This window comes from Actinoplanes sp. NPDC049681 (assembly GCF_044465265.1).
In the GTDB taxonomy this organism is placed as follows: Bacteria; Actinomycetota; Actinomycetes; order Mycobacteriales; family Micromonosporaceae; genus Actinoplanes.
Genome location: NZ_JBITLP010000005.1, coordinates 312858 through 333305 on the forward strand (window position 1 = coordinate 312858; position 20448 = coordinate 333305).

Genomic DNA, 20448 nt, shown 5'->3' on the forward strand with positions numbered 1-20448 from the left:
GACTACCCGGGTCCCTTCTCCTGCGAAAGGTCAGCGCATGGGATTTGCGGCGCGCACGCTGGTCGAGGCGATACCCGGCCCGGCGGCGATCGTGGATCCGGACGGCCGTGTCCTGGTCGCCAACGGGCGATGGACGCGACCGGACGGCGGCTCGGCGTACCCCGCCGAGGGCGCCGTGCTGGCCGCGTCCGGCGGCACCTGCCCGGGACACCAGCACCTGCTCTCCGCCGTACGGGACATGACACCGCAGGCGCCACCCACGGTCCTGCCGTGCCGGTGCGACGCCGACGGTGAGGGCACCGTACGGGTCACGCACCTGGAGAGCGACTGCGGCTCGCATCGGCGCCTCGTGACGGTCGAGCCGGCCGGTGCCGCCGCCGGCACCGCCACCGACGCCGATGCCGCGGCGCAGGCCAAGTCGCAGTTCCTGGCCCTGCTCGGCCACGAGATCCGGACCCCGGTCACCACCGTCGTCGCCACGGTCGACCTGTTGCGCGCCCAGCAGCTGCCGCAGGACGTCCGCGAGATCGTCGACAGCGTGCACCGGTCCGTGCACTCCCTCAAGGCGCTGACCGACGACATGCTCGACCTCGCCCGGCTGGAGACCGGCAGCCTGCACGTCGAGCGCAAGCCGGTGGTGCTGCGCCGCGTCTTCGAGGGCATCGTCGAGCCCCTGCAGCAGCAGTCGCGCCGCAAGGGCCTGCTGCTGCTGGCCACGCCGGCCCCGGACTTCCCCGCCGCCGTCCTCGGCGACATCGACCGGCTGCGCCAGGTCCTCACCTGCGTGGTGGGCAACGCCGTCAAGTTCACCGAGTCCGGCGAGGTCGTCGTCACGGCCGAGCGCGACGGCGACGACACGTACCTGATCACCGTCTCGGACACCGGGCCGGGCATCAGCGAGGCCGACCGGCAGCGAATCTTCGCGCCGTTCGTGCAGGCCGACTCGTCGGCGGCGCGCCGGCACGAGGGCGCCGGCCTCGGTCTCGCCCTGGCCACCCGGCTGGTCGAGTGCATGGGCGGCACGATCGACGTGCAGTCCGAACCCGGCGAGGGCTCCCAGTTCTTCATCCGCCTGCCGCTGGAGGCCGCGGCGCAGCAGCCGCCCGCCGCCACGCCGCCGCCGCTGGCCCGGCGCCGGATCGCCGTCGTCGCGCCGACGCCGCGTTCGACGCTGGCGATGTCCTGGCTGTTGCAGGGTGCGGGCGCCGAGCCGGTGCCGGCCCGCTTCGACGACGTGCTGCAGCGGGTACCGGACGTGGACACGGTGCTGTGGTGCGACGACTCGCACGACCCCGAGGCCATCCGCCGCGCCGACGCCATGACCGAGGCGCTCGGCCCCAAGGGCCGCACCCTCATGATCAGCGCGACCGACCCCCGGACCGGCATCGTCCGCAAGCCGGGCGTGCTGACCGCCCCGCTGGTCGTCGGCCGCCTCGTGGCGGCGCTGAACCTGGAGCGCACCGGCGTGCGCGGCGCGCCGATCACGGTGCCGCCGCTGGCCGGCGGCCGGGTGCTGCTGGCCGAGGACAACGACGTGAACCGTACGGTGTTCCGCCGCATGATCCAGCTGCTCGGCGTGGAGTGCGACGGCGTGCCCGACGGCTCGGCGGCGGTGGACGCGTTGCTCGGCGACACCCCGTACGACGTGGTGCTGATGGACCTGCAGATGCCGCGTACCGACGGGCTGGAGGCGACGCGCCGGGTCCGCGCGGCCGGGTGCACCATCCCGATCCTCGCCCTCACCGCCACCGCGCTGCACGGCGACCGGGAGCGCTGCCTGGAGGCGGGGATGGACGGGCACCTCAGCAAGCCGATCACACTGCCGGAGCTCCGGGCGGCGCTGGAGCCGTACCTGTCGGGCCCGCCGGACGAACCGGAACCGGAACCACAACCCGATGCCGAGCCGGCCGCGGCGGACGCCGACGCGCCGGATCTCAGCAAGCTGCGCGACCTGGAGGAGCAGCTCGAGGACCGGGCGCTCGTGGTCACCACGGTCAACACGTTCCTGTCCCAGCTCGACGGGCGGCGCTCGGCCCTCGCCGACGCCCTGCGCCGGCTGGACCACGACGCGCTGCGCAAGACCGCGCACACGCTCAAGTCGTCGAGCGCCCTGCTCGGGGCCGGCTCGCTCGCCGAGGCGTGCGCCCAGGTGGAGCGCAACGCCACCGCCGGCGCCAGCGAGCAGGACCTGACCGACCTGGTCGCCGGCGTGGAGAACGCGGTCGCCGGAGCCGTCCGGGTCATGGCCGGCTACCTGGCCGCCGACGAGGAGGGAGCCGACAGTGCCGGACAACGCTGACCTCCCCGTGACCCCTTCACCCCAAGCCCCCCGGGACGGTGCCCCCATGCGAGTCGTGACTACCCGCGCCCAGCGGTGGTCGCAGCGCCGTCGGCGGATCGGCCGGTTCCCCCGCCGGTACGTCGTCACCACGGCGCAGCGCCCCGCGGCGACGAACCTGTACGCCGAACTCGAGCGCGAACGCCTCCGCAACGCGGAGCTGGAGCGCCGGGTCAGCGAGCTGAGCCGCTCGGTGCAGGAGCTCGAGGCGTTCTCCCGCGAGATCAGCCACGACCTCAAGGCACCGCTCGCGGGCATCTGCGGGTACGCCCAGCTCCTCACCCACCTCGACATCGGCTATCCGCACCCGGACGACTACGACGACTTCGTCGCCGAGATCAACCGGGGCACCGACCGGATGCGCCGGCTGATCGACGACGTGCTGGCGTACTCGACGGTGCGCGGCGCCCAGCTGCACCTCACGACGATCGACCTCTCGGCGCTGGTGGACGACGTGGTGGCGGACCGGGCGATCGAGCTGGCCGGGCCCGGCGCCACGCGGCGCCCCGAGCCGCAGATCACGTGGGAGACCCTGCCGCCGGTCCGCGGCGACCACGGGATGCTGCGGCGGCTGATGGAGAACTTGCTGGGCAACGCGCTCAAGTACGTCCGGCCGGGCGAGGCCGCGCGGGTGCACCTGTCGGCGCGTACGGAGGCGGGCATGGTCCGGGTGGAGGTGACCGACCAGGGCGTCGGCATCCCCGAGGGCCAGCACGAGGCCATCTTCGGCGAGCTGCACCGGGCGCATCCCGACGCGTACCCGGGCACCGGTCTGGGCCTGACCATCTGCCGGCGGATCGTGGAACGACTGGGCGGGGCGATCGGCGCCGACCCGGAGTTCCACGACGGCGCGCGCATCTGGTTCACCCTCCCGGCCGCGGTGGTCGACACCACGGGCGGCCAGGTGCACCTGCCGGCGGACGCCGCCCGCTGATCCCCTCCGGGGACGCACCTCCGCGAGTCATGATGAGGTGTGTCCCCGCGCCGCAGGCTCGTGCTCTTCGCCGCCCTCGCGATCCTGGTCGCGGGGGCGGCGATCGTGGGGCTGCGACTGCTGCTCGACCCCGGTGACCGCGGGCCACGAGCCGATCAGTCGCGGCCCGGACCGGTCCTGCTGGTTCCCGGGTACGGCGGCAGCCGCACCGCCCTGTCCCGCCTGGCCGCCCGGCTGCGGGCCGCCGGCCGCGACGCGACGGTGCTGACCCTGCCCGGCGACGGCACGGGTGACCTGCTCGAGCAGGCCCGGACGCTCGACACCGCGGCGAAGGCGGCCCTGGCCGGCGGCGCACCGTCGATCGACGTCGTCGGCTATTCCGCCGGAGGCGTCGTGACCCGCCTCTGGGTGGACCGGCACGACGGCGCCACCGTGGCGCGCCGGATCGTCACGCTGGGGTCGCCGCTGCACGGCGCCCGCCTCGCCGGTGTCGGCGCTGCGCTGGCCCCCGGCTCGTGCCCGCCGGCGTGCCGGGAGCTGGCACCGGGCAGTTCCCTGCTGGACAGCCTGGACGACGAGGTGCCCGACGGCCTGCCCTGGCTGTCGATCTGGACCGAGAACGACGAGACGGTCCAGCCGCCCGACTCCGCCCGCCTGGACGGCGCGGTCAACCTCCCGGTGCAGAGCATCTGCCCGGCCGCCCGGATCTCGCACAGCGCGCTGCCGACCGACCCGATCGTCACCGCCCTCGTCCTCGGCGCGCTCGGGACGGCACCGCTGTCCGAGCCCACCCGCTGCCCTGCCTAACTGCGGATGTCGCGGGTCATGAAGTTGGCCCACGCGGCACCCAGGAGGACGACCAGGTAGACGAGTTGCAGCGCGGCGCCGCGTTCGATGTCGCGCCACAGGATCGGGTCGCGGAAGAAGTCGATCCAGGCCAGCCAGTAGCGGGTCGGCAGGTACGGCCGGACCGCGGCGGCCGCGTCCAGGGTCACCAGGACCTGGCTGACCACCAGGACGGCCAGCGACCCCATCGCCGCGCCGAGCGCCGAGTCGGTGACGGTGGAGAGGAACAGCGCGAGCGCCGCCACGCCCAGCATCGACACCGTGAGGTACGCGACCGTGCCGAGCAGCCGCGCCGCCAGCCCCGCCGGCGTGATGGCCACACCCGACAGCGACGTGACGTCCGCCGGCAAGGTCACCGAGCCCTCCGGCTCCGCGCCGAACAGCGCCGTGCCGGTCAGGTACGACGTGACGAGCACCGCGCCGATGGCGAACAGCACGAAGACGATCAGCGAAACGAGCTTGGCCACCAGGAGCCGGGTCCGCCCCACCGGCCGCACGAGCAGGTAACGCAGCGTGCCCGCGGCCGCCTCGCCGGCCACCGCGTCGCCGGCCAGCACGGCGACCGACACGGGCAGCAGCACCGGCAGGACCAGGGCCATCGCCGCCGCCGGGTAGAGGGCGCCGTTGCTCAGCACCGCGGACAGGAAGGCACCGCCCTGGCCCGGCGGCGGCGGGATCCGGGTGGTGGCCAGGAAGACCGCGACCGTGAACGGCAGCGCGCACAGCAGCGCCGCCATCACGTAGGTACGCGGACGGCGGAAGAGTTTGGCCAGCTCCACGCGGATCATGCCGGGCCGCCCTCCACCCGGTCGGAGCTGGTCGTCGTCGCGTCCATGACCACCTGCTCCAGGGAGCGCTGCTCGGGTGCCAGCCCGGTCACCCGGACACCCGCGCCGACCAGCTGGGCGTTGAGGTCGTGCGGCGTGTCGTGGCGTACGGTCAGCCGCTGCCCGTCGCGGTGCTCCACCCGGCCGTTCAGCAGGGCGTACGCGCGATCGCCGTCCGGGGTGTCCAGCAGCACCCGCCCGGTGGGCGCCCGCAGCGCGGCGAGCTCGTCCTGCAGCACCAGCCGCCCCCGGTCCATCACGCCCACCCGGGTGCAGAAGGCCTCGATCTCGGCGAGCAGGTGACTGGAGAGCAGCACCGTGGTGCCGGCCGCGTTGAGCTCGGTGAGCAGGTCACGGATCTCCCGGATGCCGCGCGGATCCAGGCCGTTGGTGGGCTCGTCGAGCACCAGCAGCCGGGGCCGCCGCAACAGGGCCGCCGCCAGGCCGAGCCGCTGCCGCATGCCCAGCGAGTACGCGCCCACCGGGCGGCGGTCGATGCCGGCCAGGCCGACCCGCTCCAGCGCCTCGCCGATGCGCCGGCGGCGGTCGCGCCGGGCGCCACCGGGGCCGGCCGCGTCGAGCAGTGCCAGATTGGTACGCCCGGACAGATGCGGGTACGCGCCCGGCCCCTCCACCAGCGCACCGACCTGCGGCAGCACGTCCCGGACGCGCTCGGGCACCGGCAGGCCCAGGACCTCGATCTCGCCGCGGGTGGCGTACACCAGGCCCAGCAGCATCCGGATCAGCGTGGTCTTGCCGGAGCCGTTGGGGCCGAGCAGGCCGTACCGGTCGCCCTCGCGCACCTGCAGGCCGACGCCGCGGACCGCGGTGACCCGGCGGTACGTCTTGGTGAGGTCACGGGTGACGATCATGCGGCGGCTCCGGCGAGGCCGGCGGCGACCCGGCGCAGCACGGGCTCGTCCACGAATCCGGCGACGAGCCAGGTGCGTTCCGCCCGGACCACGAGGAGGTTCAGCGGGTTCGCCCCGATCAGGACGGCCTCCGCGCCCGGCACGTCGAGCCGGCGTCCCCACCGGGCCGCGTCGCCGTACACGTCGCGGCCCAGCCTGCCGGGCAGCCCGGCGACCACGAAGCGGGCCAGGCCGCTCCCGTACGCCCCCAGCGCCGTCACGCCCCCGGCGGCGGGGAGCCGCGGCCGCCCGTCCAGCAGGTCCGGCGGCGTCACGGCGTCCCACCGGTCGAGCACGCCCAGCAGGTCGCCGGTGTCCGTGGTGGTGAAGCCGGTGCCCGGGCGGCGGGCCGGCGGCTGGAGCACCTCGGCGGCCGGGGCGGCGAGGCTGAGCTCGAGGAACCGGGTGACGAACACCGGCCGCCCGGCACCACGGGCCGTGACCTCCACGAGCACCGGCAGCCCGGACGCCCGGTCGGCCCAGATGTCCACGTACGCCACGGTGGCTCCCGAGGCGACCGGCACGATGCGCATGCCCGCGGCGAGCACCCCGGCGACGCGCCGGGCGGGCAGCGGCTCCAGGCGGTCGCCGGTGGCCAGGCTCAGCAGGCGCCGGGCCAGCTCGGGCGGGGTCAGGTCGGCCGCGCGGGGCACCCGCACCGGCTGCTCGCCCAGGACCAGGGAGAGCTGGTTGTCCCCGTAGTCCCAGACGACCTGGTCGTGGCCGGTCCGGTAGAGGTCGCGCTCGGTGCCCGGGCCCAGCACGTCGAGGCGCCAGCGGTCGGGCGCGGCGTACCAGACCCGCATCTCGGTGGTGCCGCTGAGCACCGCCGTGACCTGGGCCAGGCCGGGCAGCGCCGGGAGGCCGAGGGAGCCGGTGCTCTGGGCGTACCCGTGAAAGGGCCGGCCCGCGGACGTCATGATCTGCCCGCGCAGCGTGCCGGGGGCCGCCTCGGTGGCCGGGACCGGCCGGTGGGCCAGCGCGACCGGGATCGCGACCAGCACGAGGACCAGGGCCCCGACGAGGCTCCACCGGCGCCGGGCCTGCGCGCGGACGACCGTGCGGCCCGCGCCCAGGAGGTCCCTCATCCCGCGAATCTACGCCGGAGCGCGACGATCGGCCGCCGGGCGCGGACCGGGCGCGGGCGCCCGCGGCCATGTGGTTAGCTGACCCTGAGTCCGAGCAGCGAACGGAGCCCGATACCGGTGGACGTGGTGACCGAGTCACGGACCAGCGGTGCCGTCTGCGTCGCGGTCACCGGAGAGATCGACATGGCCACCGTCGGCGCCCTGGAGGACGCGCTGCGCGACGCCTTCGCCCGCGACGGGGTGACCGAGGTCGCCGTCGATCTCGGCGCCGTGACGTTCTGCGACTCGTCGGGCATCGCGGCGCTGGACCGGGCGTACGCGCAGGGCCAGGCCCGGGACATCGCCTTTCGCGTGAGCGACGTGTCGGCGCCGGTGCGGCTGGTGCTGCAGATCACCGGCATGCTCGAGACGCTCACCCGGCCGCCCGGCTGATCCGGCCGATGGAGACCTACCCGAGGATCCGGCAGACGGTGCTCGACGGCACCGACATCCGTACGCTCGCCGAGTTCTACCGCCGGCTGTTCGGGCTCACCTACCGGCCCGGCGACGAGGTGGACGCCGGCCAGGACTGGCTGGTCCTGCGCGGCCGTGACGGCGGACCGCAGCTCGCCTTCCAGCGGGTGGACCGGCTGCCCGCGGCGACCTGGCCCGAGCCGGGTGTTCCGCAGCAGCTGCACCTTGACACCGTCGTCGCCGACACCCGCGAGCTGGACGTCCAGCACGAGCGGGCGCTCGCTCTCGGCGCGAAGCTGCTGCTGGACCGCAGCACCGACCCGGACGAGCCGCTACGGGTCTACGCCGACCCGGCCGGCCACCCGTTCTGCATCTTCGTGGCCTGACGCGCTATTGGCGGCAATACCTTCGTCCCTTATCCGGAAACCGCCGCACGAGAGAACTCCGGGATTTCGGATGGTGCAATGAATCGGCGTCGTGCCGAACTACGCCGGGCGCGTACATAATCGCAGCTGGTCCCCCGTACGCAACAATTCACGAACAGCTATGGGTGAACACCGCATTGACGCCCCGATACAGTGGTGTTTCGACTCTGTACGACCGGCGGTTGTGTGTCCCCGGTCACCGATTGCCAATGATGGCTATCGACCCCTAACGTATTTCCGGTGCCGCCCGACGACGCCGCCATCGATGCCGGTGATCGCAGTTTTTACGCCCGCGAAATACGAGCCGAATCACGGCGCAATCACTTCGGGAGCGACCATGCCGACAACCGATCCGCCCGCCCGCGCCGCCGCATCGCCGCGGCAGGCCTGGCGACCGCTGCAGCGGTCCACCCGGGTCGCCATCTTCGGCGCACTGCTCGCCACGCTGTTCTACCAGTCGTTCCTGCTCGACCCGCAGTATCGCGGGCCGGTCTGGCTGTGGGCCGCGATGCTGCTGGCCGAGGGCCTGACCGCCGCGCACGCCATCGGCACGTGGTGGACCATCCTGGCGCATGACAACCGGGACGAGCCGGGGGCCGTCACCGTGCGGCGCAACCGGCTCCGGGCCGGCGCCGACGTGCCCGGCATCGACGTCTTCATCACCGCCTACGGCGAACCCCCCGAGCTGGTCCGCGCCACCATGCGGGCCGCGCGGGACATGACCCTGGAGCACCGGACGTGGGTCCTCGACGACGGGGACAGCGACGTGCTGCGCCGGATCTGCGCCGACGAGGGGGTCGGCTACCTGCGGCGCGAGGGGAGCCTGCACGCCAAGGCCGGCAACGTCAACGCGGCGCTGGCCCGCACCACCGGCGAGTACGTGGTGATCCTCGACGCCGACCACGTCCCCGAACCGAACTTCCTGCTGCAGATCCTGCCGCACTTCGAGGACCCGGATGTGGCGTTCGTCCAGTCGCCGCAGTCGTACACCAACCGGACGAACCTGGTCTCCACCGGCACGTCCGAGGCGCAGCGCATCTTCTACGAGCTGGTGTGCCCGGGGAAGAACCACTTCAACGCCGCGTTCTGCGTCGGCACGAACGTGATGTTCCGCCGCGCGGCACTGGACGAGATCGGCGGGATCGCGACCGGCAGCAACTCCGAGGACATCTGGACGTCCCTGGAGCTGCACCGGCGCGGCTGGAAGTCGATCTACGTCCCGCAGGTGCTGGCCCGGGGGCTGGCGCCGACGGACGTGGCGTCCTACCTCAAGCAGCAGCTGCGGTGGGCCAGCGGCGGGTTCGAGGTGGTGCTCCGCGGCGGGCTGTTCCGCCGCGGCACCGAGCTGACGATCGACCAGCGCCTGCAGTACCTCTTCGTCGGCACGCACTATCTGCTGTCGCTGGCGATGCTGACCTTCATGCTGTTCCCGGCGCTGTACCTGCTGTTCGCCCTGAGCCCGATCCGCGCCGACGGCGTCACCTGGGCGACGCATTACGTGCCGTTCCAGGTGATGGTCCTGGTCGTCACCTGGCTGCAGTCGGGCGGCTTCAAGGGCTCGGCGATCGTCGCCAGCATCGGGGCCGCCCCGGTGCACGCCCGGGCGTTCTGGGCCACGCTACGCCGCCGGCCGGCGAAGTGGAGCGTCACCAACCGGGCCGGCGCCGGCTCCCGCTCGCTGTGGGTGGTGATGCCGCAGCTCGCCCTCGTCCTGCTCAACGCCACCGGCATCGTGGTCGGCCTGGTCGTCATGGCCGATCCCGCGCCGACGTGGCTGTCGGTCGCCTGGGCAACCATGATCGTCCTGATTCTCGGCCGGATCATCGCCGAGTCGGTCACCGGCCGCGGTGACGAGCCGGCCCCCGCCCCCGCCGCGCGTGCGGACGTACCCGTGGCGGCCACGGCGCGCTGAAGCGCCCGCCCGCCGCAACCGTGTCCATCGTTCAAGGGAAAACCGCAATGACCAGTGTCGTCGAGCACGACCGTCTCGCACAGTCCCCGCAGTCCACCCCGCTGCCGCCCGCCCCGCCCGGCCCCGCGCCGGCCGGCCCGGGCACCACCCGCTCCCGTGGTCCCGCGGTCCGGACCTTCCTGGTCACCGTCGTCCTTCTGGCCGGAGCCGTGACCGGCGGCGCCTACGTGACGACCCACCGGCTCGCCGCGGCCTCCTTCGTCACGCTGGAGGACGCGGTCCTGACCGCGGACGCGCTGCCCGTGGGCTCCACCGGCTCGGGCGTGGTGACCGAGGTGCTCGCGGCCGAGCAGAGCCGGGTCGCCGCCGGGCAGCAACTCGCCCAGGTGCGGCTCGCCGACGAGCCGGACCCGGCCGCCGGGCCGCAGCCGCGGACCGAGACGCTGCGGGCACCGACGCCCGGCACAGTGTCCAAGATCGACATTCCGGTCGGCGGGGTGGTGGGCGCCGGGGAACCGGTCATCACCATGTACGACCACACCAAGCTGAGGTTCCAGGCCAAGGCCACCGTGGACCAGCTCCGCAAGCTGCGGCTCGGGATGGCCGCCACGATCACCGGCCCCGGACTGGCCCGGCCGGCCCCGGTGGTCGTCGACCACGTGGAGGCCCGGATCGGGCCGGACCCGCTCTCCGACGCCCCGCTCACCGCCGACCAGGAGGCGGTCCACGAACAGCTCACCGTCGTCCTGGTGCCGCGCACCGACGCCGTCGACACGGTCGGCGCGCTGGTGCCGGGGCTGCGCTTCACGGCCGCCATCGACACGCGTACCGCGGTGGGCCGGATCCCCGCGGTGAACGGTGCCGGATGACGGCCCCCCTCCGGCGGATCATGACCGCCGCATGTCTGGCGCCGGCGCTGCTGACCGCGGCCTGCTGGACCCAGGGGCCGCCGGCCGAGCACGGCCGCGCCCCGGCGCCGCCCGCCTCCGGGGCGCTCAATGAGGCCGCCGCCGCGACGGTGCTCCAGGCCCCGGACGCCGGCGGCAAGGCACGCCTGGCCGGCGCCCCGCCGGCAGGCACCGGGCCGAAGCAGGGGCCGGCGCAGGCCGGGCAGCCGCTCGCCGGGCAGGCGCTGCCCACCAGCCAGTGGTGGAGCTCGGCGCTCACCGGGCCGCTCACCCAGCCGATCTGGGCGCACCCCCTGGCGATCAAGAACACCGGTGCGGGGCTGGGCGTGAGCACCGCCACACCCGTCGCCTCGGCGAACGCGGTGGTGACGCCGTTCCGGCCCGCGCTCACCCTGGGCGGGCCGATCACCACCGTACGGGTCGTCGGGTACGGGGCCTTCCACGTCGTCCTGCGGGCGGAGCTCCGCGACGGCGGCAGCGTGGAGATCACCCTCGTGCAGGGCAGTCCGGTGCTGTACCTGGACTTCGGGGACACGCCCGCGTCGCTGACGGGCACAGCCCCCGTCGCCCGCTCGGGCGGTGGCGGCCCGCTGGCCCGGCTGACCGTCGCCGGCCAGCGCTGGGACGTGCAGGCCGAGGAGGGTGCCGGCTGGCGCCAGGACGGCAACCGGCTGACCGTGGACCGGCCCGGCCACAACGCGATCGCCGTCGCCCGGGTGCCGGACCAGGCGGACGACGCCCGGTGGACCGCGGCGCTCGCGGGCGCCGCCGGCGATCCGGTGATCCGCAGTACGTCGAACATGGCGTACGACGGCACCACCGGCACGGTCACCCAGACCCTCGGCGCCGAACGACGGTCCGGCGGGCCGGGCCTGTGGGCGCTGCTGCCCCATCAGCAGGCGGGGCTCGTGCCCGGCGGCGGCCTGGAACCGATGGCAGGCAGCTACCCCGACGCGCGCGGATCGCTGTCCGTCGCCCGTGGCACCCAGGTGCGCGTCCGCGTGCCGATGCCCGGCCTGATCACGGAGGTACCGGCGATCACGCTCACGGGTGCGACCCGCGCCGCCGTGCTCACCGAACTGGACCGCGATCTCGCCGACCGTCCCGCCACCGCGAACGGCGGCAGCTACTTCGGCCTCAAGGAGCTCGGCCGGCTGGCCACGGTCGCGGAGGTGGCCAAGGGCGTGGGTGCGCTCCCGCAGCAGGAGAAAGCGCTGCGGCGGCTGCGGGCGGCGCTCGTGGACTGGCTCACGTACGGCGGTCCGGGAGACGTCCGGTACTTCGCCTACGACCGGGTGTGGGGCGGGCTCATCGCCGTACCCGCGGAGTTCGGCAGCGGCGACTACAACGACCACCACTTCCAGTACGGCTACCTCGTGCGTGCGGCCGCGGTGATGGCGGAGGCGGACCCGGCGTTCCTGCGCGACTACGGCGACGCGGTCGGCCTGGTGGCCCGCGATTACACGGGCACCCTCGCCGGCGACGGCGCGGACGGCTTCCCGCCGTTCCGGGTGTTCAACGCCTACCTCGGGCACTCGCTGGCGTCCGGCTTCGCACCGTTCGCCGACGGCAACAACCAGGAGTCGTCGAGCGAGGCGGTCGCCGCGTGGGAGGCGGTGACCCGGTGGGGCATCGTGACGGGCGACGCGCAGCTGACCACGTACGGCGTCACCCATTACGCGCTCGAGGCGGCGACCGCCCGCCGTTACTGGCTCGGCGAGGAGGGGCTGCGGCCGCCCGGCTACGCGCACCGGGTCGCCGGGATCGTGTGGGACGCCAAGATCGACCACGCGACCTGGTTCGACCCGCGACCGGAGTCGGTCGTGGGCATCCAGCTGCTGCCGCTCACCTTCGGATCGCTCTACCGGTCCGATCCCGGGCAGGCGGCGGCCCGCGCGGCCGAGGTGACGCGGGAGGCCGGCGGGAAGCCGCGGGTGTGGGGTGACCTGTTCGCGGCGGACCTGGCCCTCGCGGACCCGGCGGCCGCGCGGCGGCGGCTCAGCCCGGCGCCGCCCCGGGAGGAGGGCACCAGCCGGGCGATGGTGCGTTACTGGGTGGAGATGCTGGCGGCGTACGGCCCCCCGCAGCCGTCCGTGGTGGCGGACGGCCCGTACGGGCTGGCGTTCGGCAGTGCCGAGCACCCGCGTCTGCTCGCCGTCAACCCGACGACGGCCCGCCGGACCGTCACCTTCCGCAGGAACGGCGCCGTCATCGCCACGGTGGTCGTCGACCCGGGCCAGAGCATCGTCCGCCAGCCCTGACAGGAGCACGTCGTCATCGCGCCGGGCCGGCAGAGGCCCGGCGCGATGCCTATTTCCGGTGCAGGGCCACGAAGCGGTAGCCGCGGGCCTTCAGGGCGGGGATCACCGTGCTCAGCGCCGCGTACGTCTGGGAGCGGTCGCCGCCGCCGTCGTGGCAGAGCAGGATCTGGCCGGGCCGGGCGGCCAGCAGCCGGCGGGTGATGGCACCGACGCCGGGGCGCGACCAGTCGCGGGGGTCGTCGCTCCAGTCCAGCGGCACCATCCGGGCCTTGGCCGCGCCCGCGAGCAGGCCCGGTGACCAGTCGCCGCCGGGTGAGCGGAACAGCGCCGGCGCCTGCCCGGTGGTGTCGTAGATCTTGTTCTGGGCCCGGTCGAGCTCCCGGTGGACCTTGGCCGACGACAACCGCGACATCCGTACGGGATGACTCCAGGTGTGGTTGGCCACCAGGTGGCCGTCGCGGACCACCTCCCGCGCCACCGTCTCGTGGCCGAGGACCTGGTTGCCGATCATGCAGAACAGCGCGGGCACGTGGTGGCGGTGCAGCAGGCGCAGGATCTTGGGCGTCCACAGCGGATGCGGACCGTCGTCGATGGTCAGCGCCACCGCGTCGCCGGGGAAGGCAGGCCCGGGCACGACCCGGCGGTAGTCGCGGAGCGTGAACACCGGGCGCTTCAGCACCGGTACGGCCGGTGCCCGGGCCGGGGCGGGCGGCGGGGCGGGCCGCGGCGCCGGCGGGCGGGGGGCCGTCGTGAAGCGAGCCTGCCGGGGCTCCGGGTCGGAACCGGCGAGCAGCATCGCGCCGGCCACGGCCGGGGCGGTCCGCAGCAGGCGGCGGCGGGAGACCTCCGTTCGCAGGTTGATCATGGCAAACCAAGCTAGCAAATATGGACAAGGGCGAATTGTCCGCCCGGCCGCGCTGTTACACGCGTTACATCACCGAAGAGTACCCCTTCGTTGCCGCCCGCGGCTTCGAACATATTGACGAGGAGGCGTACAGAATGTTTCCTGAAGATATCCCCGTTTTCACAAATGTTTCATTGTTTCATCCGAGCCCTCGATCGGAGTACCCATGCCTGCCGTCCCCAAGGGCCGCGTCCGGCGCCGGCTGAGCGCCGCCGGCGCGGCCGCCGCGACCCTCCTCGCCTCGGTCGCCTACGTCGCCGTCACCGGCTCCCCGTCCCAGGCCGCCACCTCCGCCGAGGTCTGGCTCACCACGCCGGACCGCGCCAACCTGCTCAGCCGCAAGGCCGCCGTCACCTTCGGTACGGCCGGCAGCGGCCCGGTCATCACGGTCGACCCGGCCACCACCTACCAGTCGATGGTCGGCTTCGGCGCGGCCTTCACCGACGCGGCCGCGTGGAACGTCTCGACCTCACCGCAGCGCGACACGGTCATGAACGCGCTGTTCGGCACCGGCAGCGGCATCGGGCTGAGCTTCCTGCGCCAGCCCGTGGGCGCCAGCGACTTCTCCCGGTCCTTCTACACCTATGACGACGGGGCGGCCGACCCCACACTGTCGCGGTTCTCCGTCGCGCACGACCAGGCGTACATCCTGCCGCTGCTGCAGCAGGCCCGGCAGCTCAACCCGCAGGTCACCGTCAAGGGCGCGCCGTGGAGCGCGCCGGCGTGGATGAAGACGAACAACAACCTCGTCGGCGGCTCGCTGAGCCAGGCGAACGAGGGCGTGTACGCCGACTACCTGGTGAAGTTCGTCCAGGCGTACCAGGCCGCCGGCGTTCCCGTCGGCTACCTGAGCGTGCAGAACGAGCCGCAGTTCTCGCCGCCCGGCTATCCCGGCATGCTCATGTCCGACGCGCAGCAGAGCCGCGTCATCAAGCTGCTCGCGGGCAAGCTGCGCGCCGCCGGGCTGAGCACGAAGATCCTCGGCTGGGACCACAACTGGGACAACACGTCCTACCCGCAGGCGGTCAACAACGCGGCGGGCGCCGACGTGGCCGGCTCGGCGTGGCACTGCTACGCCGGCGACCCGAGCGCGCAGACCACCGTCCACAACGCCCAGCCGGCCAAGGACATCTTCTTCACCGAGTGCTCCGGCACCGAGTCCGCCGACACCTCGAAGACGTTCGCGGACAGCCTGTGGTGGCAGGGCCGCAACCTCGCCGTCGGCGCCACCCGCAACTGGGCACGCTCCGTGGCGCTGTGGAACCTTGCGCTGGACGCCGACCACGGCCCCGTCATCGGCAGCTGCACCACCTGCACGGGCGTCGTCCGCATCAGCGGAAGCTCCGTCACGTACAACGCCGAGTACTACGTGCTCGGCCACCTCAGCAAGTTCGTCAAGCCGGGCGCCGTCCGCATCGCCTCCACCGGGTACGGCCAGGGCGGCATCGAGAACGTGGCGTTCCGCAACCCGGACGGCTCGATCGCGCTCGTGGCGATCAACACCGGAAGCACCCAGAACTTCCAGGTCTCCTACGGTGGCGCGGCGTTCGGGTACCAGCTGCCGGCCGGGGCCATGGCCACCTTCACCTGGCCCGGCAGCGGGAGCACGACCGGTGCCGTGCGGGGTGACGGCGGGAAGTGCCTCGACGTCACCGACGGCTCGACGGCCAACGGCACCCTGCCGCAGATGTGGGCCTGCACCTCCGGCCCGAACCAGCGGTGGACCCGCGCCGCCGACGGCACCCTGCGGGGGCTGGGCAAGTGCCTCGACGTCAAGGACAACGGCACCGCCGACGGGACCGCGGTGCAGCTGTGGGACTGCTTCGGCGGCGCCAACCAGCGGTGGACGTACACCGCGGGCCGGGACCTCGTGAACGCCGCGTCGGGCAAGTGTCTCGACGTCGTGGGCACCAGCACCGCGGACGGCGCGAAGCTCCAGATCTGGAGCTGCACCGGCGGCGCTAATCAGAAGTGGACGGTTCCCGCCTGACCGGTGCGGTCCCGGTGGAACCGCGCACGACCAGATCGGTGGCGAGCTCGACGTGCCGGGCGTCGAGCTCGTGCCGTTTGATCATCCGCAGCAGCAGTGTGACGGCCATCCGCCCGAGCTCGGCCAGTGGCTGCCGCACGGTGGTCAGCATCGGGTCGGTGGCCTGGCTGATGTCGCTGTCGTCGAAGCCGACGACGGACAGGTCCGCCGGCACCCGCAGGCCGCGCTCCCGCGCCGCGCGCAGGGCGCCGACCGCGATCTTGTCGTTGAAGCCCACCAGCGCCGTCGGCCGGTCCGCCTGGTCGAGCAGGTCGCAGGCCGCGGCGTACCCGTCCCGGACGGTGGGCTCCACGAACCGCAGCAGCTCCGGGGCCGGCAGCACGCCCACGTCGGCGAGCGCGGCCACGTACCCGGTCATCCGATTGTCCGTGACCAGCCACTCCCGCGGTCCGGCGATGATGCCGACCCGCCGGTGGCCCAGCTCCACCAGGTGCGTCATGAGGCTGCGGGCGCCGGTGACGTGGGCGGCGGAGACCGCGACGATGTCGCGCGGCGGGCTGGTCCGCGGATCGAGCACCACGAAGGGGAATCCCTGCTCCCGCAGCCGGACCAGGCTCTCCCCCGGCTCCGGCGGCAGGATCAGGACGCCGCCCGCGACATCATCCGACGTGGGCAGCGCGGAGAGCGCGGCGCTGTGCTGGGCGGAGGTGCCGGCGTCCAGGACCGCCGTCATGCCGTGCAGCTCGACGGTCTCGACCACCGAGGTGACCATCGGGCCGAAGTAGTCGTCGAGCAGGTACGGACACCGCACGTAGACGCCGCCCCGGCCACCGGTCGCCGGCGCCGCGCCGCCCAGCCGGTCCACCGCCCGCAGGACCAGCTCCCGCGTCCGGGGCGCGACGTTGGTGCGGCCACTGAGGACCCGGGACACCGTGGCGATCGACAGGCCCGTCTCGGCGGCCAGTTCCCGCACCGTCGCGCGCTGTCGCAAGTAACCCGTCCCAGGTCGAGGCTCCGATCCGCCGATCATAGCGGCGGGCCGGCGGCCGGTACGGACCGGACTTTCAGGCGGCACCCGGTGTCACCACAGCTTCCTGACAGGTACGCCGCCGACGGTGATGCTGACCCATTCTCACCCGGAGGTTCGACGTGCAACGTTCCACGAAACTCACCACCGCCGTAGCCGGGGTGGCCGCGACCGGTGCGGCCGGTATCCTCGGCCTGGTGCTCGCCGGCCCCGCGCAGGCGGATCCGAGCCCGTCCGCCCCGGCGGCGCCGTCCGCCTCGGCCCCCGTGAAGGACCAGGCCGACCGCGACGCCGCCCGGGCGCAGCGCCAGGACGAGCTGGCCGGGGCGCTCGCCACCGAGCTGGGCATCGACAAGGCGAAGGTGGCCGCCGCGCTCGAGAAGGTGCAGGCCGATCAGCGGGCCAAGGCCGAGGCCGACCGTACGGCCCAGCTCAAGGCGCGCCTGGACGAGGCGGTGAAGGCGGGCAAGCTCACCGCCGACGAGGCCGCCGCGATCGAGAAGGCGGCCGCGGCCGGCGTGCTGCCGCAGGGCGGCGGACCCGGCGGCGGACCGGGCGGCGGGCACGGCCGGGGTGGTTTCGGCGGCTTCGGCCGCTGACCGTCGGCTTCCCGGCCGGGCCACCCCCCGGCCGGGGAACCGTCACCCGGGCGCACACGGGAGCCGGACGGTCACCGTGGTCCCCGCCGGCTCGTGCCCGCTGAGGGTGATGGTGCCGTGGTGGTGCTCGACCACGGCCCGGCACAGCGCCAGGCCCAGCCCGTTGCCCGGGATGCCGCTGTGGCGGGCGTTGTCACCGCGGTAGAGCCGCCGGAACAGCGCGGGCCGGTCGTCGCCGGGCAGCCCGATGCCGTCGTCGGTGACGGTGAGCACGACGGCTTCCTTGTCCCCGGTCAGGCGTACGGAGACGGTGGCGCCGTCGGCGCTGAACTTGACGGCGTTGTCCAGCAGGTTGTCCACGACCTGCCGCAGCCGGCCGGCGTCGCCCGTCAGCGTGACGCCGGGCTGCACCTCGGCCCGGACGGTGACGGTCGAGGCGATCGCCTCGACCGCGGCGGTGGTCAGCGCCGTGAGGTCCACCGGGCCGGCCGCGAAGGTACGGTGCCCGGCGTCGAGCGCCGCCAGGTCCAGCAGCTGATCCACGAGGTCGCGAAGGCGGCGGCTGTTGCGGTCCACGACCTCGGCCATGTCGCGCAGGTCGGCCGGGAGATCGGGGGCGGCGGCGAGCATCTCGATGTACGCGCTGATCGAGGTCAGCGGGGTGCGCAGCTCGTGACCCACCAGGGCGACGTACTCGTCGGTCGTCGCCGCCAGGTGGCGCGCCAGGTCGTCGGCGCGGTGCTGCTGCAGGTGCGCGCCGATGCTGCCCGCGACGCCCGTCAGGAGCAGGGCGAGGGCCGGCTCCGGTTCCTCCGGGTCGTACGAGAAGAAGGTCATGACCCCGGTGACGTGCTCGCCGCTGCGGACGGGCACCGCTCCCCCGGACCGGAACTCGGTGCCCGCGACGACCTCCGGCAGGACGGGCGAGTCCTCGGCGTGCAGGTCCGCCACCCACAGCAGCTCCCCGCGCTGCCAGCACAGCCCGGCGAGGCCCTCGCCCCGCGCCATGCTGGCCGGCAGCGGCAGTGGTCGCTCGTCCCTCCCGGTGTACGCCGTGTCGGGACGCAGCCGGTCGGTGACGGGGTCGACCAGCCACAGGCGTACGGAGCGCCAGCCGAGCATCTCGCCGACCGTACGCACCACCTGGGCACGCGCCTCCGCGGCGCTCGTGCTCTCGGCGAGCGCCTTGAGCACCTCCGTCTTGCAGGCCTGATAGATCCGGGACCGGTGCTCCGCGGTGATGTCCCGCAGGGCGGCCACCGCGCCCACCACCGTCCCGCCCCAGTCGCGGACCGGCCGGGCGTTGATGGTCAGCCAGCGCTGGCGGCCCTGCAGGTCGGTGGCCAGCAGCCCGGACTGCTCCACCACCTCGCCGGTCAGGGCGCGCGCCATCGGCAGGTCCTCGGTGGCCAGCTCGCTGCCGTCGTGGTGCCGCAGGGAGAACCGCTTCGTCCATTCCTCCAGCGGCACGCTGCCGCTGCTCTCGCCGAAGAACTCCTGCAGGATCGGGTTCAGCAGGATCATCCGGCCGTCGGCGTCGCAGGCGGCGAGCCCGGTGTCGACGCTGCGCAGCAGGGCCTCCACGAAGACGGGTTCCAGCGCCGAGTCGTCCAGCAGGGCGGCGGGCTGCTCCCCCGGCGGGCGCACCGGGGCCGCACCGAGATACGGCGCCAGCGCCGCGGCGAGCTCCTGCAGCGTGAACGGTTTCCGGATCACCGCCGTGGCCCCGGCATCGGTCATCCGGGTGTCCCCGGGCAGCGAGAAGGCGGTGACCAGGACGATCGGCACCCGCGCCAGCGCCGGATCGGCACGCAGCGCCCGGCACAGCTGAAGTCCGTCCATCTCCGGCATGTCGACGTCGGCCACGACCAGGTCGGGCCGCCGCCGGGCGGCCTCCGCCAGCGCCGCACGACCGTTGCCCGCCACTGTGACCTCGTGGCCCTGACGGCGGATCACGCTGGCGATCAGCCGCTGGTGATCAAGATCGTCCTCCGCGACGAGTACCGAGGCCATGCCGATCACCTTAGGCCCCAAAAGGTGCAAAGTTCCTAGATCGGCGGCCATGGTGTCCAGGCCGCGTTGCCGAGCTCCGGCGGGAACGCCTCCAGCCGGCGCAGGAGGATGCCCTCGCGCAGGCCCCACGGGCAGATCCTGACGGAGGCGACATCGAGCCCCCGCATCACCTCGTACCCGACGATCGCGCCGGCCAGAATCTGCCCGGCCCGGTGCGCCGACACCCCGGGCAGCCGCTGCCGCTTCACGGCCGGCATGGCGGCGAGCCGGTCGATCCACGGGCGCAGCGCCCGCCGCTGCAGCTCCCGGGTGATGAACGGTCCCCGGCGCAACGGCGCCGACCCGGTGAGGCGGGCGAGCTGCTGGAACGTCTTGGAGGCGGCGACGGCGGTCCGCGGCGACTCCCAGGAGCCGTGTGCAGCGATCCGTCGCACCTGCTCGCGGACGTGCTTGCGCAGCACGCGGACCGCCCGGCGGGACGGCGGATCACCGTCGCGCAGGAACTCCCGGGTGAGCCGCCCGGCGCCCAGCGGCAGCGACAGCGCGGAGTCGGGCTGCCGGTCGCGGCCGAAGGCCACCTCCAGCGTGCCGCCACCGATGTCGAGCAGGAGCATGGGCCCCGCGCTCCAGCCCAGCCAGCGCCGGGCCGCCAGGAAGGTCAGCTGCGCCTCCTCCAGGCCGGTCAGGGTGCCCAGCCGGATCCCCGTGGCGGCGGCCACGTCGTCCAGCACGGCGTCCCGGTTGGGCGCGTCCCGCACCGACGCCGTCGCGTACGCGAAGACCTGGTCGACCCGCGCCCGCCGGATCTCCTCCGCGGCCCGGCTCACCGCGTCGATGAGACGGCGCCGGCCGCCGGGCGCGATGGTGCCGTCCGGGCCGAGCCGCTCGGCGAGACGGGTGTGCAGCTTCCAGCTGTGCGCCGGCAGGGGCACACCCTTCCCGGCGTCGGTGGCCACCAGGTTGACCGTGTTGGAGCCGATGTCGAGGACCGCGAGGCGCATGCCCGCCGCCT

General features: G+C 73.9%; 17 protein-coding genes. 10 read left to right on the forward strand and 7 right to left on the reverse strand.

Features of this window, described 5'->3' with window-relative positions:
* Positions 1-37: 37 nt before the first annotated feature.
* Genes ACIBO8_RS19755 through ACIBO8_RS19765 form a run of 3 tightly spaced genes read left to right on the forward strand, consistent with a single transcriptional unit; the run spans position 38 to position 4079 of the window.
* On the forward strand, positions 38-2299 hold the full coding sequence (locus ACIBO8_RS19755) for an ATP-binding protein (RefSeq protein ID WP_396116696.1): 2262 nt from the start codon (positions 38-40) through the stop codon (positions 2297-2299).
* Positions 2300-2345: 46 nt separating this feature from the next.
* Positions 2346-3272 (forward strand): ATP-binding protein, encoded by a 927-nt coding sequence (locus ACIBO8_RS19760; RefSeq protein ID WP_396116697.1) that lies wholly within the window; start codon positions 2346-2348, stop codon positions 3270-3272.
* A gap of 39 nt (positions 3273-3311) precedes the next feature.
* Positions 3312-4079, forward strand: a complete 768-nt coding sequence (locus tag ACIBO8_RS19765) for an esterase/lipase family protein (protein ID WP_396116698.1) — start codon at positions 3312-3314, stop codon at positions 4077-4079.
* Here ACIBO8_RS19765 and ACIBO8_RS19770 read toward each other — a convergent pair.
* Genes ACIBO8_RS19770 through ACIBO8_RS19780 form a run of 3 tightly spaced genes read right to left on the reverse strand, consistent with a single transcriptional unit; the run spans position 4076 to position 6944 of the window.
* Positions 4076-4906, reverse strand: coding sequence for an ABC transporter permease (locus tag ACIBO8_RS19770; protein ID WP_396116699.1), 831 nt, complete (start codon positions 4904-4906; stop codon positions 4076-4078). The genes ACIBO8_RS19765 and ACIBO8_RS19770 overlap by 4 nt on opposite strands.
* Positions 4903-5817 (reverse strand): ABC transporter ATP-binding protein, encoded by a 915-nt coding sequence (locus tag ACIBO8_RS19775; protein ID WP_396116700.1) that lies wholly within the window; start codon positions 5815-5817, stop codon positions 4903-4905. Before ACIBO8_RS19775 ends, ACIBO8_RS19770 begins: the two co-directional genes overlap by 4 nt.
* Positions 5814-6944 (reverse strand): hypothetical protein, encoded by a 1131-nt coding sequence (locus tag ACIBO8_RS19780; protein WP_396116701.1) that lies wholly within the window; start codon positions 6942-6944, stop codon positions 5814-5816. Before ACIBO8_RS19780 ends, ACIBO8_RS19775 begins: the two co-directional genes overlap by 4 nt.
* A 117-nt stretch (positions 6945-7061) precedes the next feature.
* On the opposite strand from ACIBO8_RS19780, the gene ACIBO8_RS19785 reads away from it, so the two are divergent.
* The 5 genes from ACIBO8_RS19785 (at position 7062) to ACIBO8_RS19805 (ending at position 12903) form a co-directional block, all read left to right on the forward strand.
* The gene (locus ACIBO8_RS19785) at positions 7062-7376 is read left to right on the forward strand and encodes an STAS domain-containing protein (protein WP_396116702.1); all 315 of its coding nucleotides are present in this window, start codon (positions 7062-7064) and stop codon (positions 7374-7376) included.
* 8 nt (positions 7377-7384) lie between these two features.
* Positions 7385-7783 (forward strand): VOC family protein, encoded by a 399-nt coding sequence (locus ACIBO8_RS19790; protein ID WP_396116703.1) that lies wholly within the window; start codon positions 7385-7387, stop codon positions 7781-7783.
* A 376-nt stretch (positions 7784-8159) separates the two neighbouring features.
* Complete coding sequence (locus ACIBO8_RS19795; RefSeq protein WP_396116704.1) at positions 8160-9734, forward strand: glycosyltransferase family 2 protein; 1575 nt, start codon at positions 8160-8162, stop codon at positions 9732-9734.
* Between the two features lie 47 nt (positions 9735-9781).
* Positions 9782-10603: an HlyD family efflux transporter periplasmic adaptor subunit gene (locus ACIBO8_RS19800; protein WP_396116705.1), complete on the forward strand. Its 822-nt coding sequence runs from the start codon at positions 9782-9784 to the stop codon at positions 10601-10603.
* On the forward strand, positions 10600-12903 hold the full coding sequence (locus ACIBO8_RS19805; RefSeq protein WP_396116706.1) for a glycosyl hydrolase: 2304 nt from the start codon (positions 10600-10602) through the stop codon (positions 12901-12903). Before ACIBO8_RS19800 ends, ACIBO8_RS19805 begins: the two co-directional genes overlap by 4 nt.
* Before the next feature lie 49 nt (positions 12904-12952).
* On the opposite strand, the gene ACIBO8_RS19810 is transcribed toward ACIBO8_RS19805, so the two are convergent.
* Positions 12953-13768 (reverse strand): polysaccharide deacetylase family protein, encoded by an 816-nt coding sequence (locus tag ACIBO8_RS19810; RefSeq protein WP_396116707.1) that lies wholly within the window; start codon positions 13766-13768, stop codon positions 12953-12955.
* A 205-nt stretch (positions 13769-13973) separates the two neighbouring features.
* On the opposite strand from ACIBO8_RS19810, the gene ACIBO8_RS19815 reads away from it, so the two are divergent.
* Complete coding sequence (locus ACIBO8_RS19815; RefSeq protein ID WP_396116708.1) at positions 13974-15797, forward strand: ricin-type beta-trefoil lectin domain protein; 1824 nt, start codon at positions 13974-13976, stop codon at positions 15795-15797.
* On the opposite strand, the gene ACIBO8_RS19820 is transcribed toward ACIBO8_RS19815, so the two are convergent.
* Positions 15769-16788, reverse strand: a complete 1020-nt coding sequence (locus tag ACIBO8_RS19820; protein WP_396116709.1) for a LacI family DNA-binding transcriptional regulator — start codon at positions 16786-16788, stop codon at positions 15769-15771. The genes ACIBO8_RS19815 and ACIBO8_RS19820 overlap by 29 nt on opposite strands.
* Positions 16789-16946: 158 nt before the next feature.
* Between ACIBO8_RS19820 and ACIBO8_RS19825 the strand changes: the two genes are divergently transcribed.
* Positions 16947-17423, forward strand: a complete 477-nt coding sequence (locus tag ACIBO8_RS19825; RefSeq protein WP_396116710.1) for a hypothetical protein — start codon at positions 16947-16949, stop codon at positions 17421-17423.
* A 42-nt stretch (positions 17424-17465) separates the two neighbouring features.
* Here ACIBO8_RS19825 and ACIBO8_RS19830 read toward each other — a convergent pair whose 3' ends face one another.
* Positions 17466-19436: an ATP-binding protein gene (locus ACIBO8_RS19830; RefSeq protein WP_396116711.1), complete on the reverse strand. Its 1971-nt coding sequence runs from the start codon at positions 19434-19436 to the stop codon at positions 17466-17468.
* Between the two features lie 35 nt (positions 19437-19471).
* Positions 19472-20437, reverse strand: coding sequence for a Ppx/GppA family phosphatase (locus ACIBO8_RS19835; RefSeq protein WP_396116712.1), 966 nt, complete (start codon positions 20435-20437; stop codon positions 19472-19474).
* Positions 20438-20448 lie beyond the last annotated feature (11 nt).

What these genes read in the sequence shown, in the direction of transcription:
- ACIBO8_RS19795 (WP_396116704.1), top strand. Translation starts at nt 8,160, where the DNA reads ATGCCGACAACCGATCCGCCCGCCCGCGCCGCCGCATCGCCGCGGCAG.
- ACIBO8_RS19810 (WP_396116707.1), bottom strand. Translation starts at nt 13,768, where the DNA reads ATGATCAACCTGCGAACGGAGGTCTCCCGCCGCCGCCTGCTGCGGACC.
- ACIBO8_RS19755 (WP_396116696.1), top strand. Translation starts at nt 38, where the DNA reads ATGGGATTTGCGGCGCGCACGCTGGTCGAGGCGATACCCGGCCCGGCG.
- ACIBO8_RS19770 (WP_396116699.1), bottom strand. Translation starts at nt 4,906, where the DNA reads ATGATCCGCGTGGAGCTGGCCAAACTCTTCCGCCGTCCGCGTACCTAC.
- ACIBO8_RS19780 (WP_396116701.1), bottom strand. Translation starts at nt 6,944, where the DNA reads ATGAGGGACCTCCTGGGCGCGGGCCGCACGGTCGTCCGCGCGCAGGCC.
- ACIBO8_RS19830 (WP_396116711.1), bottom strand. Translation starts at nt 19,436, where the DNA reads ATGGCCTCGGTACTCGTCGCGGAGGACGATCTTGATCACCAGCGGCTG.
- ACIBO8_RS19835 (WP_396116712.1), bottom strand. Translation starts at nt 20,437, where the DNA reads ATGCGCCTCGCGGTCCTCGACATCGGCTCCAACACGGTCAACCTGGTG.
- ACIBO8_RS19800 (WP_396116705.1), top strand. Translation starts at nt 9,782, where the DNA reads ATGACCAGTGTCGTCGAGCACGACCGTCTCGCACAGTCCCCGCAGTCC.
- ACIBO8_RS19815 (WP_396116708.1), top strand. Translation starts at nt 13,974, where the DNA reads ATGCCTGCCGTCCCCAAGGGCCGCGTCCGGCGCCGGCTGAGCGCCGCC.
- ACIBO8_RS19805 (WP_396116706.1), top strand. Translation starts at nt 10,600, where the DNA reads ATGACGGCCCCCCTCCGGCGGATCATGACCGCCGCATGTCTGGCGCCG.
- ACIBO8_RS19760 (WP_396116697.1), top strand. Translation starts at nt 2,346, where the DNA reads ATGCGAGTCGTGACTACCCGCGCCCAGCGGTGGTCGCAGCGCCGTCGG.
- ACIBO8_RS19790 (WP_396116703.1), top strand. Translation starts at nt 7,385, where the DNA reads ATGGAGACCTACCCGAGGATCCGGCAGACGGTGCTCGACGGCACCGAC.
- ACIBO8_RS19775 (WP_396116700.1), bottom strand. Translation starts at nt 5,817, where the DNA reads ATGATCGTCACCCGTGACCTCACCAAGACGTACCGCCGGGTCACCGCG.